The 3,511-nt window shown below is 67.2% G+C and carries 5 protein-coding genes; 2 read left to right on the top strand and 3 right to left on the bottom strand.

The genetic code is table 11. The annotated features are described in order from the left end of the window. Both MFF42_RS14945 and MFF42_RS14940 read left to right on the top strand, forming a co-directional pair. Nucleotides 1-205 (top strand): hypothetical protein (locus MFF42_RS14945; protein WP_238256441.1); only part of this gene is annotated, 205 nt, incomplete at its 5' end. After that, nucleotides 202-1,590 (top strand): AAA family ATPase, encoded by a 1,389-nt coding sequence (locus tag MFF42_RS14940; protein WP_238256440.1) that lies wholly within the window; start codon nt 202-204, stop codon nt 1,588-1,590. The genes MFF42_RS14945 and MFF42_RS14940, both read left to right, overlap by 4 nt. A 98-nt stretch (nt 1,591-1,688) precedes the next feature. Here MFF42_RS14940 and MFF42_RS14935 read toward each other — a convergent pair whose 3' ends face one another. The 3 genes from MFF42_RS14935 to rplQ all read right to left on the bottom strand — a co-directional run bounded on the left by MFF42_RS14935 (nt 1,689) and on the right by rplQ (nt 3,509). After that, nucleotides 1,689-2,147, bottom strand: a complete 459-nt coding sequence (locus MFF42_RS14935; protein ID WP_238256439.1) for an NUDIX hydrolase — start codon at nt 2,145-2,147, stop codon at nt 1,689-1,691. 243 nt (nt 2,148-2,390) lie between these two features. Continuing rightward, nucleotides 2,391-2,855, bottom strand: a complete 465-nt coding sequence (locus MFF42_RS14930) for a MarR family winged helix-turn-helix transcriptional regulator (protein ID WP_238256438.1) — start codon at nt 2,853-2,855, stop codon at nt 2,391-2,393. A gap of 294 nt (nt 2,856-3,149) precedes the next feature. After that, nucleotides 3,150-3,509 (bottom strand): 50S ribosomal protein L17, encoded by a 360-nt coding sequence (gene rplQ, locus MFF42_RS14925; protein ID WP_238256437.1) that lies wholly within the window; start codon nt 3,507-3,509, stop codon nt 3,150-3,152. Between the last annotated feature and the right edge of the window lie 2 nt (nt 3,510-3,511).

Raw genomic sequence — 3,511 nt, 5'->3', positions numbered from 1 at the left:
ACCCCGAACCCCTCCCCGCAAGGGGGAGGGGACTGACCATGCCGTGATGGAAGCGGTCGATCTGAAACTGCACGAGGCGTGGGTGTCCGCGGAGAACGCGCCGAATGGTTTGAAAGGCCGACGTGTCGTTTTCCTCTTCTGGTTGCACAAACTCAGCAGGAACTTGCTGACACCGGGATCGCCCGGAGGAGGAGTGAAGCGATGACCGGCACGTTCGACCAGGCCTGGGAAGCGCTCGTCGCACATTTCGGCGCGGAGCAGGCCAACGGCATCACGAGTTCGCGCCGACAGTTCGGAGCGCACCTGCTGCCCGACCTCCAGGCGACCGTGACGGGTCGGATCGATCCGTTCGCCCCCACGCTGCTGGGCGTGCATCAACTCCACGATCAGTTGCCCCTGACCATCTCCGGCCTGCTGGTGCGGCAGGGCCAATACACGATCTCCGTCACGCCGCTTCAATACAAGGACATGGATGTCGGCGAGGCGGAGCCGTTCTCCGCCCTGAACAACGGCCTCTGGCTTTTCCGGGTCGATGGGCGGCCGATTGCTGTGCTGCTTTCGCAATATACAAAGTTCCGTGAAGGGACCTTCACGCAGGTCGAAATCGCGACCCTGTCGGATCCCGCGTCGCTGGCGTTCGCCCGCGGCTTCCTCGCTGCCGTTCAATCGGCCGGCGCGAACTCCGCGCTCTATCGCGGCAAGGTCCTCTCCTTCGAAGCCGGGTCGGACTATTCCGGCATGAAGGCGGCCCTGCAGGTGCACAAGCTGCCCGTCGTCACGCGCGAGGCCGTGATCCTCGACGCCGCGACGATGGCGCGGCTCGATCGGCACGTCTTCGAGTTCGACCGCCACCGCGACGCGCTCAGGCGGCTCGGGCAATCGACGCGAAAGGGGCTCCTGCTCTACGGCCCGCCCGGCACCGGCAAGACCCACGTCATCCGCTACGTCGCCTCGAACCTTCCCGAGCGTACGACGGTGCTCATCACCGCGGAGGAAGTCGCCAACCTCGATCGCTACATGCTGCTCGCCCGCACCCTCCAGCCGAGCATCGTCGTGCTGGAGGATGTCGATCTCGTCGGGCGCTCCCGCGAGGGCATGAACAGCCCGAAGACCGAGGTCCTCCTCAACCGCCTTCTCAACGAGATGGACGGTCTGCGCGACGACGCCGACGTGCTCTTCATCCTCACCACCAACCGTCCCGAGGAGATCGAGGAGGCGCTGGCCTCGCGGCCCGGTCGCGTGGACGAGGCGATCGAGATCGCGAATCCGGACGCCACCTGCCGCGGCCGGCTCGTCGCCCTCTACGGCCAAGCCCTCACCTTCGAGGACGGAACGGTCGAGGCCATCGTTGCCCGATCAGAGGGAGCCAGCGCGGCTTTCATCAAGGAGATGGTCCGTCGTCTTGCGCAGGCCGCCATCGCCGCAGGCTCCGACAACCGGATCACGGGTGCGACGGTCGAATCGGTCCTCGGTGAGGCGGTCGGCAGCGGCAGCCGCATCGGCCGCCGAATCGTCGGCCTCGCATCCGCCGCGTCCGGGCGGGCGGGGAGGGAGGCGCCGCCCTTCGACGGCTGCGGCGAGGATCTCTAGAACCGCGTCAGGCTGGTAAGGCGCGTGAGCTGCACCGCGCCCGCCGAGCCGGCCCGTGGCCGCCCTGACGCGCCAGGGCGCATCGGCGCAGCCCGCCCTCAGCGCTTCTTCTTCGGGTCCCGGTTGCCCGCCGCGCGGATCAGGCCGGCCAGGCCCGCCTCGATGACCATCTCGGCGGCCTCGGACGGGGAGAACCAGCGCGCCTCGCGCTGGCCCCGCTCGGGAAACTTCTTGAGCTGCTTGCGCACCTCGAGCGGGAACACCGTCACTTGGCAGAGCACCGCGTCCCGGCTCTTCAGGCGCTTCTCGTAGAGATAGAAGCCGATCGGGCGCTTGCCGACCCGGCCGACGATGCCGGCCTCCTCGTAGGCCTCGCGGGCGGCCGCCTCGAACGGCTTGCGCCCCTTCATCGGCCAGCCCTTCGGGATGATCCAGCGCCGCGTCTCGCGGGAGGTGACGAGCAGGATCTCCGTTCCGCCCTCGGGGGTCCGGCGCATCGGCAGCACGCCGACCTGGGGCCGCGCTTCGCGGCTGCTCTCGATCGGGCCGGCCGTCATACTTCTGAAACGCCCTGCGGCCGGCGCAGTTCGCGCTCAGCTATTGCCGCCGGGCCTGCCCCGAGCGGGCACCGACAAGGCCAAACTTCCTTGAAGGATTGATGACGGGAGAGCACGTCGCTGCGATCGAAGCTGCCGTCGCCGTCAAGCGCTGAGCGACAAGCGTCACTACCGGAAGCGGGGCCTCGACCTCAACCGAAATTTAACCGGCAAAAGGAATTGTGGCGCCCCGTTTTTCGGCAGTCAGCTCGTGGTCGAGAGGTTCTCGATGAGCGCGTTCAGGTCGGCTCGCATGGCCTGGATCTCCGGCTCCGACATGTTGAGCTGGCACATGACGGATTGGCGGACGGCGATCGCCTCCGAGCGGAGCGCGCGCCCCTGATCGGTCAGGGCGATCTCGACCTCCCGCTCGTCGGATTGACGGCGGCTGCGATTCAGCAGGCCGCTCGTTTCGAGCCGCTTCAGGACCGGGGTGAGCGTGCCGGAATCCAGCCGCAGGCGCCGGCCGATTTCGGAGACGGTGATGCCGTCGTTCTCCCAGAGCACGAGCAGGACGAGGTATTGCGGGTAAGTCAGCCCCATCCGTTCGAGCATCGGCCGGTAGGATTTCGTCATCCGGTGGGCCGCGGCGTAGAGCGCGTAGCAGAGCTGGTTGTCGAGGAGCAGCGGATCCCTCAGCAGCTCGGCGCTCTCGTTGGGAGCATTCACGGTTCACATCCTGCCGTTCGACAACGCCTTCCGACCGGACACGCCAGGAAGAGGGGCGCCGACCTGCCGGTGATCTTCGACCCTGCCGCGTTTCCCGACGATAACGGATGCAAGACGGCAAGGCATATGCACAATTGTCCCAGTGCCCGCATGCCGGCGCTTTCTCCACCGCCGGTTCGAACGTTCGTTCTTACCCCTCTTGAGCGAACACGCAAAAAGGCGGCCCTGGGGCCGCCTTTCGCATCCGGTCGCATTGTCACGCGTTCCGCCGTCGGTGGCCGGCGGAGAACGAATTCAGGCGGCGTCGGCGGTCTCGGCCGCGGTCGGGCCGGAATCCTTGCCGCGGGCATCGACGTCGCGATCCACGAACTCGATGACGGCCATCGGCGCGTTGTCGCCGTAGCGGAAGCCGGCCTTCATGATGCGGCAGTAGCCGCCCGGACGCGACTGGTAGCGCGGCCCGAGCACCGTGAAGAGCTTCTTGACCATGTCCGCGTCGCGGATCTGGGCCATGGCGAGGCGGCGGGCGTGGATGCTGTCGGTGCGGCCGAGCGAGATCAGCTTCTCGACGACCGGACGCAGGTCCTTGGCCTTCGGCAGGGTGGTGACGATCTGCTCATGCTTGATCAGCGCGGCGGACATGTTGGCGAACATCG

It is taken from the genome of Methylorubrum podarium, from assembly GCF_022179745.1.
Classification (GTDB): domain Bacteria; phylum Pseudomonadota; class Alphaproteobacteria; order Rhizobiales; family Beijerinckiaceae; genus Methylobacterium; species Methylobacterium podarium.
Note: the sequence above shows the minus strand (reverse complement) of the source record. Positions and strands in the feature narration are given on the sequence as shown.